Below are 17,602 nucleotides of genomic sequence, written 5' to 3'. Positions count from 1 at the left end.
TTATCCCGCCCCCAACAGCATTACGGCATCAGCACGGCATTGATCACGTGCACCACGCCGTTGGACTGCGGCACGTCGGCGATCGTCACCGTGGCCTTGCCGCCCTTGGCATCGGTCAGCACGACATTGCTGCCATCGAGCATGGCGGTCAGTGGTTCGCCTTCCACCGTGGTCAGCGTGGCAGTGCCGCCGCCGGCCTTGATCTTGGCGATCAGGTCAGCCGCCGTCACCTTCCCGGCCACCACGTGGTAGGTGAGGATCTGGGTCAGCTGCGCCTTGTTTTCAGGCTTGAGCAGCGTGTCCACCGTGCCTGCCGGCAGCGCGGCAAAGGCTTCGTTGGTCGGCGCGAACACGGTGAACGGGCCCTTGCCGTTCAGCGTGTCGACCAGGCCAGCGGCCTTGACGGCGGCGACCAGCGTGGTGTGATCGGACGACTTCGACGCGTTTTCGACGATCGTCTTGGTGCCAACCATCGCGGCGCCACCGACCATCTTCGACGCGGCGGCCTGGGCGGCGGGGGTGAGCGCAAGCGCCAGGCCGGCAGCGGCCAGCGACGCATAGAACTTGCCTTTCAGCATGGGAAACTCTCCACTCGGCATCATTGCCGCCGTTCGAACCAGATCAAACAGGCAGAGTTCCAGCACATGCCCCTGCCCACAAGGGCAACGCGGCGCAAACAAATGAAACGAAGCGGATTTTTAGGGAAAGGCCGCCTTTCCCTTTTGGGCGAAGCACGGCAGGCGGCACGGACGCAGCAGCTGCCCGGCCGGGTCAATCGTCTTCGAGCGCCGCCGCCAGACCGCTGCGAATCTGTTCCAGATGCACGCGCAGCCGCGCCACCGCGGCAACCAGCTCGGTTTCCAACGCGGGGCTGGCCTTGCCCATGGGCGCGGTTTCCCGATCCGCTGCCAGCGGTGCAGAGACCGGGCCCTGGTCGGCCTTGTCCAACGCCACAGGCGCGTTGACGCGCAGGTCACCGTCCAGTGCCTGGCGCGCGCCGCGAATGGTATAGCCTTCGTGATTGAGCAGGCGGTCGATCGTGGCCACGAGCGCCACGTCTTCGGCCCGGTAATAGCGCCGGTTACCGGCGCGCGTCAGCGGGCGCAGCATCGGAAACTGCTCTTCCCAATAGCGCAGGACATGCGGCTTCACGCCCAGGAGCCGGGCCACCTCTCCGATCGTGCGCAAGGCATCGGGCGCCTTGCCATCATCAATCACACTTTCGGGAGAAACGAGATGGCCCTTATCCGTCATGTATCCATTCTATCAGGAACCGTCGCTGATGCGATCCTTCAGCATCTGGCTGGCGCGGAAGGTGAGCACGCGCCGTGGCGTGATCGGCACTTCCACCCCGGTCTTGGGGTTACGCCCGATGCGTTCGGCCTTGTCCCGCAACAGGAACGTACCGAAACCGGAAATCTTAACATTCTCGCCTTCGGACAGTGCACCACTCATGTGCTGCAATATGGCCTCGACCATTTCGAGCGAATCCGCCCGCGAAAGACCGACCCGACGATTGATGCTCTCGGCCAGATCGGCCCGTGTCAGCGTACCAACAGAACGCATGGTTGTTTTACCCCCCGGTAAAAAAATCCCTTCCCGTCCCATACAATAGCGCGTTTTGCAGGACAGGCAATGCACTCCATTCCGTCAAAGCCCTGATGGATTTTCTGCGCAGCAAAAATCCAGCGATGATCGGACTGTTTCAGATCGTTTCAGGCATCCCCATGCTCCAAAACGGTCGTGAAATCGCTTGGCGCCACGATGGCGCGAATCACATGCGTGCGATGCACGCCCCCCAAGTGAAGCCGCCGCCCATCGCTTCGAACACCACCAGGTGCCCCTTGGTGATGCGCCCGTCGCGCACGGCGGTGTCAAACGCCAGCGGCACCGAAGCGGCGCTGGTATTGGCGTGCTGGTCCACCGTCACCACCACCTTTTCCGCCGGCAACCCCAGCTTGCGCGCGGTGGCATCGAGAATGCGGTAATTGGCCTGATGCGGCACCACCCAATCGATATCGGCAGAAACATGGCCGGTGTCGGCCAGCACTTCCTGCAGTACCGAGGCGAGATTGGTGACGGCGTGGCGGAACACCTCGCGCCCCTTCATCCGCAGCTTGCCCACCGTGCCCGTGGTAGAGGCGCCACCATCGACATAGAGCAGCTGGTTATGCGCGCCATCGGCATGAAGGCGGGTGGCCAGAACGCCCGGCGCCGCCGCGTCAGCCGGATCGACTTCGCGGGCTTCAAGCACCATCGCCCCCGCGCCATCACCAAACAGCACGCAAGTGGTGCGGTCTTCCCAATCGAGAATGCGGCTAAACGTTTCCGCGCCGATCACCAGGGCGCGGCGCGCCATGCCGGTGCGCAGCATGGCATCGGCCGTACCCATCGCATAGAGAAAGCCCGAGCAGACCGCCGCGACATCGAAAGCCATGCCGCCATTGCAGCCCAGCGCCTGCTGCACGATCGTCGCCGTGGCGGGAAAGGTCTGATCCGGCGTTGCCGTGGCCAGCACGATCAGGTCGATGCTGGCAGGTTCGATCCCCGCTGCCTCGATCGCGCGGCGGGCGGCGAGGATGGCGAGCGAGGACGTGGTTTCGCCCTCCCCCGCGATATAGCGATTGCGAATGCCCGTGCGCTCCACGATCCATTCGTCGGTGGTATCCACCATCTGCGCCATTTCAGCATTGGAAACGGCACGTTGCGGCAGAGCGGAACCGCTGCCGGTAATAACCGAGCGCAGAGTCACAGCGCGGTTTCACCTTCCGTGTTGGCCGCGCGGCGTCGGGCCGGCTGGCGAATCGTATCGGGGTCCACCGCAGCCACGTCGGCCGCGATGCGCTCGATGAGGTTTTCCTCCAGGAGGCGCGCGGTCACGGCGACGGCATTGGCCACCCCCATGGCCGATGCGCTGCCATGGCTTTTCACCACCACGCCATTAAGGCCGAGGAACACCGCCCCATTGTGGTTGTTGGGATCGAGATGATGCTTGAGCGTTTCGGTCGCCGGGCGCGAGATCAGGAAGCCTAGCTTGGACCGCAGCGACGAGGCGAAGCTGCGACGCAGCAGATCGCCCACGAAGCGGGCGGCGCCTTCCATCGCTTTCAACGCGATATTGCCGGAGAACCCATCGGTGACGACCACGTCGAAATCGCCGCGCGAGACCTTGTCCGCCTCGGCAAAGCCATCGAACGTCAGCGCGAGCGAGGCAGCGGCCTGCTTGAGCAGGGCGGCGGCATCGCGCAGGTTTTCGGTGCCCTTGGTTTCTTCGGTGCCGATGTTGAGCAGGCGCACGCGCGGACTGTCGAGCCCGTGGACGATGCGCGCATAGGCTGCGCCCATGATGGCGAACTGGAACAGATTGCGGGCATCGCAATCGGTGTTCGCGCCCAGGTCGAGCATGATGACATCGTGCGTGCCCAGCGTGGGCAGGAGGGCAGCCAGTGCCGGGCGATCGATGCCAGGCATGGTGCGCAGCGCCAGCTTGGCCATGGCCATAAGCGCGCCGGTATTGCCGCTGCTCACCGCAGCGCCAGCCTCGCCACGCTTCACCGCATCGATGGCCAATCCCATCGACGTGGTGCGTGCGCGGCGCAGGGCTTGGGTGGGCCGTTCATCGCCGGCCACCGCTTCGGGCGCGTGGAGGATTTCCGACGCGCTGCGAAGGTTGGGATGATGGTCAAGGGCTTGAGCGATCTTCGCCTCGTCCCCGACCAGCAGGAACTTGAAGCGATCGTGACGCCGACGCGCAAGCGCGGCGCCTTCGATCATCACGCGCACGCCTTCGTCGCCGCCCATCGCATCGACGGCGATTCTGGGCAGGCTCATGATCCGATCATCCCTCCGTCAGATCGGCTCAGGCGCCGACGGCGATGATTTCGCGACCGTTGTAGTGACCGCAAGCGTTGCACAGCATGTGCGGGCGCTTGAGTTCACCGCAGTTCGAGCATTCGTGGAATGCTTCTGCCTTCAGCGCATCGTGGCTGCGGCGCATGCCCCGGCGGGACGGGGAGGTCTTTCTTTTTGGGACGGCCATTTCGGCACCTGTTCCTGAAAATTACAACGATTGCGGGCGCGATAGGGAAAACCGTGCCACCGCACAACCCCGCATCTCACGACGAAGGGTTCATACGGCTTCCGTTCTGGATTAGAGCGGGTGGACCGGCATCGCCTATCACGGGCGAAGGCCGCGCCTATACGGATTTTCTGGTGCTTTGCAAGCATGGCCTCGTCGCAAAGGCGGCATTTGGCCCATGCACCGGCGCAGAAAACCTGGGCAGAACATGCGAGAGGGGAAAATACGCGATGCCGATCATCCTGCCCATCACCCTGGTTTCCGCCGGGGCGGCGGCGATTCTCAATTTCTGGCTGATGGTGCGCATCGGCATGGTGCGGCGCGAAGCCAAGATCGCGCTGGGCGATGGCGGCCATCCGCCGCTGGTCGCGCGCATGCGCGCCCAGGCCAACTTCATCGAAAGCGCCCCGATCGTGCTGGTCCTGTCGGGCCTGGTGGAACTGGCGCGACCGGGCAGCCCATGGCTGCTGGGCGTCATGGGTATCTATATGCTGGGCCGCGTTGCCCATGGCGTGGGCATGGATGGCAAGCAGCCCTCGCGCCTGCGCATGATCGGCGCGCTGACCACGATTCTCGCGCTGCTTGGCCTGGCCGTCTGGGCGATTTCCATCGCGGCCGACGCCTGAGAAAACACGCGGGCCTGATTCGCTACGAATCAGGCCCGCTTCGTTCAGGCGAGCGCAGCATCCCCCACCCAGGGATTGGTCGCGCGTTCATGGCCAAACGTGCTGCGCGGGCCGTGCCCTGGATTGAACATCACGTCTTCGCCCAGCGGCCACAGGCGCCCGGTGATCGAGGCGACCAGATCGTCAAAGTTGCCGAGCGGGAAATCCCAGCGGCCAATGCCGCCCTGGAACAGCACGTCGCCCACCACGGCAAAGCGCGAGGGCTGGTGGAAAAACACCACGTGGCCAGGCGTGTGCCCCGGGCAATGCAGCACATCGAGCGTCAGATTGCCCACCGTGACCGTATCGCCCTGGTCGAGCCAGCGCGTCGGCGTGAAGATTTCCGCCGGCACGCCCCAGCGGCCGCTATCCTCGGCCAGCTTGGCAATCCAGAACAGGTCCGCCTCGTGCGGCCCTTCGATCGGCACGCCGAGGTCACGCGCCAGCTGCGCCGCGCCGCCGCAGTGATCGAGGTGGCCATGGGTGATCAGCAGCTTCTCCACCGTCACGCCGGCCTTGGCCACCAGGGCCTTGATCCGGTCGAGATCGCCACCCGGATCGATCACCGCCGCCTTCATCGTGGCCGTGCACCACAGCAGCGTGCAGTTCTGCTGCAACGGCGTAACAGGCAGGATCGCCACTTGCATGGGCGGCAGGGTGCTGGATGGGGTCTGGTTCATGCCCCTGAAATGGCCAGCGCGCCGGCAAATGGCAAGCCATTGGCGCGCCGCACCTTCAGATCTTGCCGCCCTTCCACACCACGCGGCCGACCACGTCCACATCGGCCATGGGTCGTTCCATACGAGGATAGGCGGGGTTGTCGCTGATCACGCGGATCATGCCCGCCGCGCCCGCTTCCAATCGCTTGACCAGCAGCACATCGTCCACGCGGATCACGTGGATGCCGGCCCGCAACGGGCGCGGGGTGCGGTCGACCAGGATTTCGTCGCTGTCGCGCAGCGTCGGCTCCATCGAATCGCCTTCCACCTCAATCACGCTGAGCATGGCCGGATCGAGGCCCTGCGCCTTGAGCCAGCGGCTGGAAAAGCGCAGTCGGCCGACCGGCACTTCATCGGCCGTCAGCGCGCCCGGCCCGGCCGAAGCGCCCAGCGCCAGGCGGGGAATGTCGGCCCATTCGGCCTGGGTTCGCGGCGTGGAAAGACCGCCGCCATCCTGGCGCAGCGCCACAGGCACATGCACCGCCGGATCGGGCGCGCCCAATTCCGCCTCGTCCACGCCGAAGAACCGCGCCAGGGTGCCGCGATCGATCTCTTCCAGCTTGCGCGGCGAACCCTTGCGCACGAATTGCTGGAGATAGCTGGCATTGCGCCCGATCAGCCCGGACAGCGCCGAGAGCGAAACCCCCCGCGCGGCAGCCAGTTCGACCAGCCGCGCCCGCGCCGGATCGAGCGGTTCGCCGCCACCTTTGCCTATCGCGCCAGCGCTTTCGACAGATTCCAGAGACTTCGCCATGGTGCGTCCAAACTCGAAGGATTTTTCCTAGACACTAGGCCTATCCAGCAGTTTATAGGATTTTTATCGGGATTTGTCCACAGGACTGCACCGGAATCCGAGGAAATTTCATGTCGCGATTCAACCCATGTCCTTAACCATCCAGACCAGCCGGCATGGCCGCCACAGCGATCAAAACGCCAAAGAACATTTCATGAACATACCGCATTTTCAACACAAAGGATTGCTTCCCATGCTGCGCAATCACGATGCTTTCAGCCCCAGCAATGCCCCTCACCCGCGCCGAGTCGCGCCAGGGCTGGCGCCCCGCGTGGTGCGCAGCGTGCTGGCGCTGGCCGGGCGCAGCGCGCAACTGATCGACCACCGCGAACGCCCCTGGACCAGCGTCACGTTCTCGGGCGCGCGCCACACCGTGATCCTGCGCTACACCGGCTGGGAAGCGTGCGACGATGGCGAGGCGCTGATCGCTGCCCTGCCCGACCACGAATTCACCGTGCCCGGCGCCGTGGTGGCCGATGTGACCGTGGTGCGCACCGACGAGGCCGTGCTGCCGCAGCGCACGCTGGAGGTGGAGCTGGAACTGCTGCTGCTCGATCAGGGGTGATTGGTGTGGCGCGCGCGGGCTTCGACAGGCTCAGCCCGAACGGGGTGGAAACACGGGATTTTCTCCCCTCCTCTTCAGAGGAGGGGTTGGGGGTGGTGCGAAGCCTTGCGCTGGGCATCCACCACCCCCCAACCCCCTCCTCTAAAGAGGAGGGGAGAAAAATCAGCCCAGGCGCCAGTCCCAGCCGAGTGGGTCGCCATCCATCGCGTCCACGCCTTGGGCGGCGAGTTCGTCGCGCAGCGTGTCGCTGCGGGCAAAGTCCTTGGCGGCGCGGGCTTCGTGGCGGGCAGCGATGCGCTGGGCGATCTCGTCCTCGGTGATCGTGGCCGCCTTGGGCCGCAGGCGCAGGGCGGTGCGATCGAGCGTGAGCAGGTTGAGGCCCAACACGCTGTCGAACGCCGCAATCGCCGCCAGCTTGAGCGCCGGATCAATCTTCTTGAGTGCCACCGCCTCGTCCAGCACGGTAAGCGCCACGGCGGTGTTGAGATCGTCGCTAATCGCGGCGTCGAAACGCTCCACCAGCGGCGCGAGCTTGGCATGGCTGCGCCAGGCGCTGGTATCGATACCTTGCTCCGCGCGCTCTTTGAGCTGGACCACGGCCATGACCATGCGCTTCAACCGGGTGAGCGCCGCGCCCAGCCCTTCCCAGGAAAACTCCAGCTCGCTGCGATAGTGCGCCGACAGGCACATCAGGCGATAGGCGAGCGGGTGATAGCCCTTGTCGATCAAGAGTTGCAGGCGCAGGAACTCGCCCGAAGACTTGCTCATCTTGCCCGAGCGTTCGACCAGGAAATTGTTGTGCATCCACATGCGCGCGCCCGAATTGGCCGGGTCAGCCAGGCTGCCGGCGCAGCAGAACGCCTGGTTTTGCGCGATTTCGTTGGGATGGTGGATCTCGCGGTGGTCGATCCCGCCGGTGTGGATGTCGAACGGAAAGCCCAGCAGCTTGCCCGACATGACCGAGCATTCCAGGTGCCAGCCCGGCGCACCGCGGCCCCAGGGGCTGTCCCACTCCATCTGGCGCGTCTCGCCCGGCGGGGTCTTGCGCCAGATCGCGAAGTCGGCCTGGTGGCGCTTGCCCTCCACCTGCTCGATCCGCCCTTCGCCCTCGTCGGTCGCGGCGCGGGCGAGCTTGCCATAGTCGGCCACGGTGGAGACATCAAAATAGAGGCCGCCGGGCAACTCGTAGCAGTGCTTGTCGGCAATGCTCTGGGCGAACTCGATCATCGCCGGCACATAATCGGTGGCGATCGACCAGTGCGCCGGCTGGCGAATGCCCAGCGCGTCGATATCCGCCCAATAGGCCTGGGTATAGTGGCGCGCGATGTCCCAGATCGATTGCGCATTGGCCCGCGCGGCCTTTTCCAGCTTGTCTTCGCCGGCGTCGGCATCGTCGGTCAGGTGGCCCACGTCGGTGATGTTGATGACGTGGGTGAGCGCATAGCCCTTCCACGACAGCGTGCGGCCCAGCACATCGGCAAAGACATAGGCGCGCATGTTGCCGATGTGGGGATAGTTATAGACCGTCGGCCCGCAGGAATAGACCCGCGCTTCGCCAGGATGGACCGGCACGAACGGTTCGAGCGCGCGGGTAAGGCTGTTGAACAGCATGAGCGGGGCGGATTGGTCGGTCATGCCGCGCGCTTTGCCCCGCGTGGGGGTGTGCGGTCAAGGTTGGGGGTGGGCCATTCCTCTCCCCATCCTCTTCAGAGGAGGGGAGCGGGGGGTGGTGGATGCCCGGCGCCAGGGTTCGCACCACCCCCAACCCCCTCCTCTAAAGAGGATGGGGCTTTACACCCTGCTAAACCCGTTCGGGCTGAGCCTGTCGAAGCCCCGTTCCTACCGAACGCTCAATCCACCTCGAACAGGTCGGCCAGCTGTTCCACGATCGTGCCGCCCAGTTGCTCCACGTCCATGATCGTCACGGCGCGGCGGTAATAGCGGGTCACGTCATGGCCGATGCCGATGGCGACCAGTTGTACCGGGCTCTGCTTTTCGATCCAGTCGATCACCCGGCGCAGGTGCTGTTCCAGATAGCCGGCGTGGTTGACCGACAGCGTGCTGTCATCCACCGGCGCGCCATCGGAAATCACCATCAGGATGCGGCGATCCTCCTGCCGGGCGAGCATGCGGGTGTGCGCCCAGAGCAGCGCCTCGCCGTCGATGTTTTCCTTGAGCAGGCCTTCGCGCATCATCAGGCCCAGGTTCTTGCGCGCGCGGCGCCAGGGCTCGTCAGCCTTCTTGTAAACAATGTGGCGCAAGTCGTTGAGACGACCAGGATGCGCCGGCTTGCCACCAGCCAGCCATGCCTCGCGCGATTGGCCGCCCTTCCACGCGCGGGTGGTAAAGCCGAGCACTTCGGTCTTGACCCCGCAGCGTTCCAGCGTGCGCGCCAGGATATCGGCGCTGATCGCCGCGATGGAGATCGGCCGCCCGCGCATCGAACCCGAATTGTCGATCAGCAAGGTCACGACGGTGTCCTTGAACTCGACTTCGCGCTCGATCTTGTACGACAGCGAATGGCCCGGCGCGATCACCACGCGGGCCAGCCGCGCGGCATCGAGCAGGCCTTCCTCCTGGTCGAAATCCCAGCTGCGGTTCTGCGCGGCCATCAGGCGCCGTTGCAGGCGGTTGGCCAGCCGCGTCACCACGCTTTGCAGCCCCTTCATCTGGTTGTCGAGATAGGCGCGCAGGCGCGTCAGCTCTTCCTCGTCGCACAGGTCGGTGGCCGCGATCACCTCGTCGAAACGGGTGGTATAGGTCTTGTAGTCGAAATCCTCGGGCAGGTCGGTCCACGGACGGTTGGGCCGGGTGGGCAGCATGCCCTCCTCGCCCTCGTCGGCCATGTCGGCATCGGCGGCATCATCGGGGCGATCGGCCTCTTCCTGCTGATCGCCATCGCCCTCCCCGTCAGAGGTATCGCCGGCCTGCTCAACCGGTTGCTGGTCATCCGCGCTGGACTCGGACTCTTCGGGCTTTTCGGTGCCGTCGTCCTGTTCGTCCTCGCTGTCTTCGTCGTCGTTCTCGTTCTGCTCGGGCGCAGAGGCCTGGGTGAGATCGAGATGGCCGAGCATCGAGAGCGCCAGCTTCTGGAACGCCTTCTGGTCTTCCAGGCTGCCGGCAAGGCCTGCCATGTCGTCGCCGGCCTTGGCCTCGATCCAGCTGCGCACCATGTCGGTGCCAAGCTTGGCCAGCGCCGGGATCGGCGCGCCGGTGAGCTTTTCGCGCAGCAGCAGCGAAAGGGCGGTGGGCAGCGGCACTTCTTCGGGCTTGGTCGCGCGGCTGATCGGATCGGCGCTGACCCGCTGCGCGGTCACGGCATCGAGATTGCCGCGCATGCCCTGATATCCGTCAGAGCCGAGCACTTCGTAGCGCACCCGCTCCACCGCGTCATAACAGGCGCGGGCGAGCATTTCCGCCGGCGCGCCGGCATTGTGCAGCGCATCGTTGTGATAGCGCAGGCGCAGCGCCATGGAATCGGCGGCGCCACGCGCCTGGGCCACCTGCTCTGCCGGCAAGGCGCGGCCGGGCATGGGCACGCGCATCAGCTTGCCGGTCTGGCTGGCCTGGTCCGATGTCCATGCCACTTCCACTTCGGGCTGTTCCGCCAAGGCGCGGGACGTGCCGGTGAGAACGGAGCGGAAGGTATCGAGCGGGGATTCGGCAGCCAAGAATCAATCCAGTTTTGCAAATCGCGCCCCGGCCACAGAAACCGGGGCGCGTGTGTTCATCAACCGATAGATTGGCCGGTCTTGGCCCAATCCGCAAGGAACCCTTCGATGCCCTTTTCGGTCAGGACATGCTTGAACAGGCCCTTGATCACCGCCGGCGGTGCGGTGATCACGTCGGCGCCGATGCGCGCGCTTTCCAGAATGTGGATGCCATGGCGGATCGAGGCGACGAGGATTTCGGTCTCGTAGGCATAGTTGTCATAGATCAGGCGGATGTCGCGGATCAGGTCCATGCCGTCAAAGCCGTTGTCATCGTGGCGGCCGACGAAGGGCGAGACGAACGTGGCGCCGGCCTTGGCCGCCAGCAGCGCCTGGTTGGCCGAGAAGCACAGCGTGACGTTGACCATGGTGCCATCGGCGGTCAGCTTCTTGCAGGTCTTGAGGCCGTCGATCGTCAGCGGCACCTTGATGCACACGTTGTCGGCGATCTTGCGCAGGATTTCGGCCTCGCGCATCATCCCGGCGTGATCGAGCGCGACCACTTCGGCCGAAACCGGCCCGTGCGTGAGGTGGCAGATTTCCTTGGTCACCTCGATGAAGTCGCGGCCCGACTTGGCGATCAGGCTGGGGTTGGTGGTCACGCCATCGAGAAGCCCGGTGGCGGCCAGATCGGCGATTTCGGCGGTATCGGCCGTGTCGACAAAGAACTTCATGAGGGATTGTCCTGCGCAAGGGTTATGATTTGATAATGGCGTTAACACCATAACGGCGAATCTGGCGCGGGCTATAGGGCAGCCCCATCGCGCTGTCAGGCCTGCTTGTGCGCCATCCCCCGATCAACGTTGGCGCAAAGGCCGCGTTCCCCATTTGCCCCATGCGTTAGGCGGCGTGGACAAATTCCACAACGCCACGGTTGCCCTATAAAAGGCCCTGGCGAGGCGTGAGGACGAAGCCAGAGTGGGCCTCTTGCAAGGCCGAGCAACGCTGCCAGGGCCTTTTATAGGGCAACCCCTGCGGGGCTGGACCAAAAACCGCCATTTCCGCGTCGGCTCGTCGCGCAATATTCCCGATATTACGCTTCCTCGCCTCCTCGAACTGGCGGTTTTTGCCTCCAGCCGTGGCGATGTGGAATTTGTCCACGCCGCCTAAGCTGCCTATATGCACGGGGTGATGAGCCAGCCCCCGCCGCGCAGCCAATCCCGCCGCATCCGATGCGTGGTGTTCAACGCCGCGCTGGGGCCGCTCGACTACAAGGTGCCCGCGCATCTCGATGTGGTGCCGGGCCAGGTGGTGGTCTGCCCGCTGGGGCCGCGTCAGATCCTGGGCGTGGTGTGGGAGGAAGAGCGCCTGCCCAGCGCCGACGTGCCGGAACACAAGCTGCGCCCGATCCTGGGCGTGGTGCCGGTGCCGCCGCTCGGCGCGCCCCTGCGCCGCCTGATCGAATGGTGCGCCGATTACTACATGGCCCCGCTTTCCGCCGTGGCGCGCATGGCGCTGTCGAGCACGGCGGCGCTGCAAGGCGGCAGCACGGTGACCGAATACCGCCTGTCCGGGCGCGAGCCGGGCCGGCTGACACCGCAGCGCGCGCAGGCGATGGACCTGCTGATCGACCAGCAGGCGACGATCCGCGAACTGGCCGAAATTGCCGAGGTTTCCGACGGGGTGCTGCGCGGCATGGTCAATGCCGGCTTGCTCGAACCCGTCACGGTCGATGCCGACCGGCCCTACCCCGCCGCCGATCCGCGACATGCCGTGCCGGAATTGACCCCCACCCAAGCGCAGGTCGCCGGGCGGCTGGTAGAGGCCGTGTCGGCGCGGCGCTTTGTCACGTTCCTGCTCGACGGGGTGACCGGATCGGGCAAGACCGAGACTTATGCCGAGGCAATTGCCGCCGCGCTGGAACAGGGGCGCCAGGTGCTGGTGCTGCTGCCCGAAATCGCCCTGACGCAAAGTTTCCTGGCCCGGTTCGAGGCGCGTTTCGGCGTGGAGCCGGTCACCTGGCATTCCTCGCTCAAATCGTCGGAACGGCGCCGCGCCTGGCGCGCGGTGGCGCAGGGCCACGCCCAGGTGGTGGTGGGCGCGCGCTCGGCGCTGTTCTTGCCCTTTGCCGCGCTGGGCCTGATCGTGGTGGACGAAGCCCACGAGGTTTCGTTCAAGCAGGACGATGGCGTGCGTTACAACGCGCGTGACGTGGCGGTGATGCGCGGACATTTCGAAAGCATCCCGGTGGTGCTGGCCAGCGCCACCCCCGCGCTGGAAAGCCTGCATATGGCCGCGAGCGGGCGTTATGAACGGCTGGTGCTGCCCAGCCGGTTCGGCGGCGCCGGCCTGCCCGATATCCGCATTCTCGACTTGCGCGAACAAGCGCCGGAACGCGGCCACTGGCTCGCCCCACCGCTGGTGGAGGGCCTGCGCGAGCGCCTGGCCAAAGGCGAGCAGAGCCTGCTGTTTCTCAACCGGCGCGGCTATGCCCCGCTGACGCTGTGCCGCACCTGCGGCTATCGCTTCCAGTGCCCCAATTGCTCGGCCTGGCTGGTCGAACACCGCCTGTCGCAGCGCCTCGCCTGCCATCACTGTGGGCACGAGGTGCCAACGCCCCGCGCCTGCCCCGAATGTGGCGAGCCCGATTGCCTGGTCGCCTGCGGCCCGGGGGTGGAGCGCATTGCCGATGAAGTGGCGACGATCCTGCCCGAGGCACGCGTGGCGCTTGTCACTTCGGACACGTTGACGAGTGCGGCCAAGGCGGCCGAATTCGTGGCCCAGGCAGAGAACAAGGCCATCGACGTGATCGTGGGAACGCAACTGGTAACAAAGGGCTATCACTTCCCCGACCTGACCCTGGTGGGCGTGGTCGATGCCGACATGGGCCTGGAAGGGGGCGACTTGCGCGCCGCCGAGCGCACCTATCAACAGGTGGCGCAGGTTGCCGGGCGCGCCGGACGCGGGGAAAAGCCTGGCGAAGTGCTGATCCAGACGCGCCATCCCGATGCCCCGGTGATCGCCGCGCTGGCCAGTGGCGATCGCGACGCGTTCTATGCCGCCGAAACCGAGGCCAGGCGCGAGGCCCATGCCCCGCCGTTCGGCCGCTGGGCTGCGATCATCGTGTCGAGCGAGGACGAGGCCGAAGCGCGCGACGCGGCCCGCGCCATCGGTGGCACCGCGCCGCGCCTCGACGATGTGATGATCCTAGGGCCCGCGCCCGCCCCGCTATCGCTGCTGCGTGGGCGCTATCGCTATCGCCTGCTGGTCAATGCTCGCCGGTCGAGCGAGGTGCAAAAGGTGATCCGCCAGTGGCTGGAGCCATTCCGCTTTCCCCAAGGGGTAAGGGTGGCGGTGGATATCGATCCCTACAGCTTCGTTTGAGCGGTCATGAGCAACGGCCCCGTCCTTGTCCCCGTGCTGGGGGACCAGCTTTCCCATGGCCTGTCGAGCCTGGCGGATCGCACGCCCCAAGACACCGTGGTGCTGATGATGGAGGTGTGGGACGAGACGCAATATGTGCGCCACCACAAGGCCAAGATCGCGATGATCTTTTCGGCGATGCGCCATTTCGCCCAGGAACTGCGCGATAACGGCTTCACCGTCGATTACGTGAAACTGGATGATCCGGGCAACAGCGGCAGCTTCACCGCCGAGGTGCTGCGCGCGATCCGGCGCCATGCCCCGCGCGGCGTGCAGATCACCGAGCCGGGCGAATGGCGCGTGCGCGAGATGATCACCGCCTGGCGCGATACGCTGGGCGTGCGGCTGCGCGTGCTGCCCGATACCCGCTTTGTCTGCCCGCTACCTGATTTCTTCCAGTGGGCCGCCGGGCGCAAGCAATGGCGCATGGAGTATTTCTATCGCGAGATGCGCCGCAAAACCGGCCTGTTGATGGACGGCGACAAGCCGGTGGGCGGCAAATGGAACTTCGACGCGGAAAACCGCGGCGGCCCCGACGCGGAGTGCCGCCCGCCGGCCGTCTCGCACTTTGCCCCCGATGCTATCACGCAAGAGGTGATCGCCCTGATCGAGGCGCGCTTTGCCGGGCATTTCGGCAGCCTCGATCACTTTGCCTGGCCGGTTACGGCGGCGCAGGCCGCCCATGCCTTTGATCGCTTCCTGAAAACGCGGCTGCCGCTGTTCGGCCGCTATCAGGATGCGATGGTAGCCGGCACCGACACGATGTATCACGCGGTGATCAGCCCGGCGCTCAACATCGGGCTGATCGATCCGGTGGAGATGTGCCGCCGGGCCGAGGCCGAATGGCGCGAAGGCCGCGCCCCGATCGAGGCGGTGGAAGGCTTCATCCGCCAGGTCATCGGCTGGCGCGAATATGTGCGCGGCATCTATTGGCTGACCATGCCCGATCTGAGCAAAGCCAACCAGCTGGGCGCCACGCGGCCCCTGCCCGAATTCTGGTGGACCGGCGAAACCGACATGGCCTGCGTGGCCGATTGCGTGCGCGCCACGCACAAGAATGCCTATGCCCACCATATCCAGCGGCTGATGGTCATGGGCAATTTCGCACTGCTTGCCGGGCTGTCTCCGCAAGACGTGGCCGACTGGTTCCTGGTGGTTTACGCCGATGCCTTTGAATGGGTGGAACTGCCCAACGTGGCCGGCATGGCGCTGTTTGCCGATGGCGGCAAGCTGGCGTCGAAACCCTATGCCGCCAGCGGCGCCTATATCGACCGGATGAGCAACTATTGTGGCGATTGCCGCTATGACGTGAAGCGCAAGGTGGGCGAAGGCGCCTGCCCGTTCAACGCGCTCTACTGGGATTTCCTCGCCCGCAACGAGGAACGCCTGGCCGGCAACCCGCGCCTCGCCAACCCCTACGCCACCTGGCGACGCATGAGCGCCGACAAGCAGGCCGAATACCGCGACAGCGCCGCTGCCTTCCTCGAAACGCTGGAACCGGCAAAGAAAGGCTGGGCACGCGCGTAAGGCGCAGCGCCGAACAATTCCTGCGCGACGTGCCCGGTTGTCATGCCTAAGATCGCGCTGCTGCGCTGGCATGGGGGCCAGGTTGCCGCGTGAGGGAGTACAGGCATGACAAAAGCGCTGTTGCTGGGCGGTGCGCTACTGCTGCTGGGATGTGGCAGCACGGGGGTTATGGCGCGCCCGGCAAATGCCGATGGTGTTCCACCCGGCGCGCAGGCGCTGATCCGCCATTTCCACATGGAAAACATCCCGCACGAAGGGCCCTGGTTCATCCAGACCTTCAAAAGCAAGGATGAAGTCGGCGGCGCCCTGGCGGCTCGCTATCCCAGCACGCGCTGGGCCTATACCGCAACCTACCTGATCCTCACCCAGCGCGACTTTTCCGCCATGCACCGGCTCGCCACCGACGAGATGTGGCACTTCTACGGCGGCAATCCGGCCCAATTGCTGCTGCTCTACCCCGATGGCCATGGCGAGGTCAAAATCTGGGGCAGCAACGTTCTGGCGGGCGAGGAGCCACAGATCCTGGTGCCGCGCGGCACCTGGATGGGGGCGATCCCGATCGGCGCGCCCCGCAGCGCCTACAGTTTTGGCGCCAACACCCTGGCGCCCGGCTTTGAATATGCCGATTATGAGGCCGGAAAGCGGGCCGATCTCTTGGTGCGATACCCGGCATTTGCCAAACAGATCAGAAAACTGACGCGCGACGATGCCCCTGGCAAAAGCGCAGCCGAAGCGCCGGCGCCCGCCACCCCCGCCGCAAATCCGGTATCGTTGCAGGAACTGGTCGGCCGCACCGCGCCGCAGCACGCAGACCAGATCAGCGCGGCCCGCTTTGTCATAGCCGCTGGACGCGCCATGCCCAGCATGATGACCAAGGAAGGGCACGAAGTGATGTTCGTCACCAGTGGCGAAGGCAGCGTCCAGATCGGCAGTGCCGTGCAACCTCTCAAAACCGGCTCGGTGGTCTATCTACCGCCACAGGTGCCGCACCGCATTACGGCCACCTCGCGCCTCACGTTCTATGTGGCGGCCACGCCGGCCTGGCGCCCCGCCGATACGGTGATCCTCGCCCCTTAAGACCGCTCCCGCTCCAGCAGCTGGCGCTTGATCTCCAGGCCATAGGCATAGCCGCCGAGGGTGCCGTCCGATCGCACCACGCGGTGGCAGGGGATCAGCACGGCCACGTTGTTGGCGCCGTTGGCACTGCCCGTGGCGCGCACCGCGCCGGGCTTGCCCACGGCGGCGGCGATCTGGGCATAGCTGCGGGTTTCGCCCGGCGGGATCGCCTGCAACTGCCGCCACACCGCCTCTTGAAAGGCGGTGCCAGCCACGTCGAGCGGGATGTGGTCGGCCCGCCCCGGCACTTCCACGGCATCGACCACGGCATCGAGCAGCGCGGCAAAATCCGCCCCGCCCGCGATCAGCGTCGCCTTGGGAAAGCGCGCGCGCAGGGCTTCCTCCTCTTCGCCAAACGACAGCCGGCACACGCCCTTGTCGGTGGCGGCCACCAGCATCGGCCCAAGCGAGGTGCTCACTTGCGCCCACCGGATCGTCACACCCGCCCCGCCATTGCGCCAGGCCGATGGCGCCATGCCCAGGCGATCGCTTTCAGCGTAAAAGCGCGAGGGCGCGCCATAGCCGGCCTCGTGGATCGCCTCGGTCACGCTATCGGCACCGGCCAAGACATCGCCCATGCGCCGCTGGCGCAGCGCGCGGGCATAGGCGGCCGGGGAAAGCCCGGTGTGGCGGGTGAACAGCTTCTGGAAATGGGCGGGGGAATAGCCGGCCTGCGCCGCCAGGGCAGCGAGCGTGGGCGCGGCCTCGGTCGCCTTGATCGCGGCGATCGCCCCGGCCACGGCAGCCGCATCGCGCGCCAGGTCATCAGGCCGGCAGCGCAGGCAGGCGCGCAGGCCCGCCGCGCGTGCTTGGGCGCCATCGACAAAGAAGCGCACATTGCCCCGCGCCGGATGGCGCGCCGCACACGATGGCCGGCAATAGATCCCGGTGGTCAGCACGCCGGTGACAAACACCCCGTCCCACGCCCGGTCGCGCGCCAGCACGGCCTGCCAGCAGGCCTGGGGATCGAGTGTCTGGGTGGTGGTCATGGCCAATCCTGTGATTTTTCCTGTGCCCTTCATGCCATCCTTGCCGCCCGCGCGCATCCCGCGCCTTGCGATCAAAG

17 protein-coding genes are annotated in these 17,602 nt (G+C 65.8%); 5 read left to right on the top strand and 12 right to left on the bottom strand.

The window, feature by feature from the left end; all coding sequences use genetic code 11:
* Positions 1 to 20: 20 nt before the first annotated feature.
* The 6 genes from SCA01S_RS00985 to rpmF form a co-directional block, all read right to left on the bottom strand.
* Complete coding sequence (locus SCA01S_RS00985; RefSeq protein WP_022676836.1) at positions 21 to 578, bottom strand: fasciclin domain-containing protein; 558 nt, start codon at positions 576 to 578, stop codon at positions 21 to 23.
* 193 nt (positions 579 to 771) lie between these two features.
* A complete protein-coding gene (locus SCA01S_RS21605; protein WP_082350127.1) occupies positions 772 to 1,254 on the bottom strand; it encodes a MerR family transcriptional regulator in 483 nt (160 codons plus the stop codon).
* Positions 1,255 to 1,266: 12 nt separating this feature from the next.
* A complete protein-coding gene (locus tag SCA01S_RS00975; protein ID WP_022676834.1) occupies positions 1,267 to 1,566 on the bottom strand; it encodes an integration host factor subunit alpha in 300 nt (99 codons plus the stop codon).
* Positions 1,567 to 1,774: 208 nt separating this feature from the next.
* Entirely contained in the window at positions 1,775 to 2,752 is a 978-nt protein-coding gene (locus SCA01S_RS00970; protein ID WP_062781954.1) for a beta-ketoacyl-ACP synthase III, read from the bottom strand.
* Positions 2,749 to 3,831, bottom strand: a complete 1,083-nt coding sequence (plsX, locus tag SCA01S_RS00965) for a phosphate acyltransferase PlsX (protein ID WP_054131985.1) — start codon at positions 3,829 to 3,831, stop codon at positions 2,749 to 2,751. Before plsX ends, SCA01S_RS00970 begins: the two co-directional genes overlap by 4 nt.
* A gap of 28 nt (positions 3,832 to 3,859) precedes the next feature.
* Complete coding sequence (rpmF, locus tag SCA01S_RS00960) at positions 3,860 to 4,039, bottom strand: 50S ribosomal protein L32 (protein WP_022676831.1); 180 nt, start codon at positions 4,037 to 4,039, stop codon at positions 3,860 to 3,862.
* A 269-nt stretch (positions 4,040 to 4,308) separates the two neighbouring features.
* Here rpmF and SCA01S_RS00955 point away from each other — a divergent pair, with 269 nt between their 5' ends.
* The gene (locus SCA01S_RS00955) at positions 4,309 to 4,704 is read left to right on the top strand and encodes an MAPEG family protein (protein ID WP_054131984.1); all 396 of its coding nucleotides are present in this window, start codon (positions 4,309 to 4,311) and stop codon (positions 4,702 to 4,704) included.
* Positions 4,705 to 4,748: 44 nt separating this feature from the next.
* Here the strand turns inward: SCA01S_RS00955 and SCA01S_RS00950 are convergent, their stop codons facing one another.
* Both SCA01S_RS00950 and SCA01S_RS00945 read right to left on the bottom strand, forming a co-directional pair.
* Entirely contained in the window at positions 4,749 to 5,423 is a 675-nt protein-coding gene (locus tag SCA01S_RS00950; protein WP_062781951.1) for an MBL fold metallo-hydrolase, read from the bottom strand.
* 55 nt (positions 5,424 to 5,478) lie between these two features.
* Positions 5,479 to 6,216, bottom strand: a complete 738-nt coding sequence (locus SCA01S_RS00945) for a S24 family peptidase (protein ID WP_062781948.1) — start codon at positions 6,214 to 6,216, stop codon at positions 5,479 to 5,481.
* Positions 6,217 to 6,448: 232 nt separating this feature from the next.
* Between SCA01S_RS00945 and SCA01S_RS00940 the strand changes: the two genes are divergently transcribed.
* A complete protein-coding gene (locus tag SCA01S_RS00940; RefSeq protein ID WP_084390701.1) occupies positions 6,449 to 6,820 on the top strand; it encodes a hypothetical protein in 372 nt (123 codons plus the stop codon).
* A 162-nt stretch (positions 6,821 to 6,982) separates the two neighbouring features.
* Here the strand turns inward: SCA01S_RS00940 and cysS are convergent, their stop codons facing one another.
* The 3 genes from cysS to fsa all read right to left on the bottom strand — a co-directional run bounded on the left by cysS (position 6,983) and on the right by fsa (position 11,204).
* On the bottom strand, positions 6,983 to 8,455 hold the full coding sequence (cysS, locus tag SCA01S_RS00935; RefSeq protein ID WP_062781945.1) for a cysteine--tRNA ligase: 1,473 nt from the start codon (positions 8,453 to 8,455) through the stop codon (positions 6,983 to 6,985).
* A gap of 215 nt (positions 8,456 to 8,670) precedes the next feature.
* Complete coding sequence (gene cobT, locus SCA01S_RS00930) at positions 8,671 to 10,491, bottom strand: cobaltochelatase subunit CobT (RefSeq protein WP_062781942.1); 1,821 nt, start codon at positions 10,489 to 10,491, stop codon at positions 8,671 to 8,673.
* A 59-nt stretch (positions 10,492 to 10,550) separates the two neighbouring features.
* The gene (gene fsa / locus SCA01S_RS00925; protein WP_022676824.1) at positions 10,551 to 11,204 is read right to left on the bottom strand and encodes a fructose-6-phosphate aldolase; all 654 of its coding nucleotides are present in this window, start codon (positions 11,202 to 11,204) and stop codon (positions 10,551 to 10,553) included.
* Positions 11,205 to 11,661: 457 nt separating this feature from the next.
* On the opposite strand from fsa, the gene SCA01S_RS00920 reads away from it, so the two are divergent.
* From SCA01S_RS00920 to SCA01S_RS00910, 3 genes are all read left to right on the top strand, one after another.
* Entirely contained in the window at positions 11,662 to 13,854 is a 2,193-nt protein-coding gene (locus tag SCA01S_RS00920; RefSeq protein WP_062781939.1) for a primosomal protein N', read from the top strand.
* Between the two features lie 6 nt (positions 13,855 to 13,860).
* On the top strand, positions 13,861 to 15,420 hold the full coding sequence (locus SCA01S_RS00915) for a cryptochrome/photolyase family protein (protein WP_062781936.1): 1,560 nt from the start codon (positions 13,861 to 13,863) through the stop codon (positions 15,418 to 15,420).
* A gap of 105 nt (positions 15,421 to 15,525) precedes the next feature.
* Positions 15,526 to 16,497 carry a cupin domain-containing protein gene (locus SCA01S_RS00910; protein WP_062781933.1) on the top strand — a complete coding sequence of 324 codons (972 nt, stop codon included), beginning with the start codon at positions 15,526 to 15,528 and terminating at the stop codon, positions 16,495 to 16,497.
* Here the strand turns inward: SCA01S_RS00910 and SCA01S_RS00905 are convergent.
* Positions 16,494 to 17,525 (bottom strand): bifunctional transcriptional activator/DNA repair enzyme AdaA, encoded by a 1,032-nt coding sequence (locus SCA01S_RS00905; protein ID WP_062782025.1) that lies wholly within the window; start codon positions 17,523 to 17,525, stop codon positions 16,494 to 16,496. The genes SCA01S_RS00910 and SCA01S_RS00905 overlap by 4 nt on opposite strands.
* Positions 17,526 to 17,602: the final 77 nt, after the last annotated feature.

The sequence above is a fragment of the Novosphingobium capsulatum NBRC 12533 genome, assembly GCF_001598375.1.
Classification (GTDB): Bacteria; Pseudomonadota; Alphaproteobacteria; order Sphingomonadales; family Sphingomonadaceae; genus Novosphingobium; species Novosphingobium capsulatum.
This window is presented reverse-complemented; position numbering and strand designations above follow the sequence as displayed.

Bases quoted from the DNA above. Each gene is read 5' to 3' on its own strand.
- SCA01S_RS00915 (WP_062781936.1), top strand. From the start codon at position 13,861: ATGAGCAACGGCCCCGTCCTTGTCCCCGTGCTGGGGGACCAGCTTTCC.
- rpmF (WP_022676831.1), bottom strand. From the start codon at position 4,039: ATGGCCGTCCCAAAAAGAAAGACCTCCCCGTCCCGCCGGGGCATGCGC.
- SCA01S_RS00985 (WP_022676836.1), bottom strand. From the start codon at position 578: ATGCTGAAAGGCAAGTTCTATGCGTCGCTGGCCGCTGCCGGCCTGGCG.
- SCA01S_RS00945 (WP_062781948.1), bottom strand. From the start codon at position 6,216: ATGGCGAAGTCTCTGGAATCTGTCGAAAGCGCTGGCGCGATAGGCAAA.
- SCA01S_RS00955 (WP_054131984.1), top strand. From the start codon at position 4,309: ATGCCGATCATCCTGCCCATCACCCTGGTTTCCGCCGGGGCGGCGGCG.
- SCA01S_RS00950 (WP_062781951.1), bottom strand. From the start codon at position 5,423: ATGAACCAGACCCCATCCAGCACCCTGCCGCCCATGCAAGTGGCGATC.
- SCA01S_RS00975 (WP_022676834.1), bottom strand. From the start codon at position 1,566: ATGCGTTCTGTTGGTACGCTGACACGGGCCGATCTGGCCGAGAGCATC.
- SCA01S_RS00940 (WP_084390701.1), top strand. From the start codon at position 6,449: ATGCTGCGCAATCACGATGCTTTCAGCCCCAGCAATGCCCCTCACCCG.
- SCA01S_RS00920 (WP_062781939.1), top strand. From the start codon at position 11,662: ATGAGCCAGCCCCCGCCGCGCAGCCAATCCCGCCGCATCCGATGCGTG.
- fsa (WP_022676824.1), bottom strand. From the start codon at position 11,204: ATGAAGTTCTTTGTCGACACGGCCGATACCGCCGAAATCGCCGATCTG.
- SCA01S_RS00910 (WP_062781933.1), top strand. From the start codon at position 15,526: ATGACAAAAGCGCTGTTGCTGGGCGGTGCGCTACTGCTGCTGGGATGT.
- plsX (WP_054131985.1), bottom strand. From the start codon at position 3,831: ATGAGCCTGCCCAGAATCGCCGTCGATGCGATGGGCGGCGACGAAGGC.
- SCA01S_RS21605 (WP_082350127.1), bottom strand. From the start codon at position 1,254: ATGACGGATAAGGGCCATCTCGTTTCTCCCGAAAGTGTGATTGATGAT.
- cysS (WP_062781945.1), bottom strand. From the start codon at position 8,455: ATGACCGACCAATCCGCCCCGCTCATGCTGTTCAACAGCCTTACCCGC.
- SCA01S_RS00905 (WP_062782025.1), bottom strand. From the start codon at position 17,525: ATGACCACCACCCAGACACTCGATCCCCAGGCCTGCTGGCAGGCCGTG.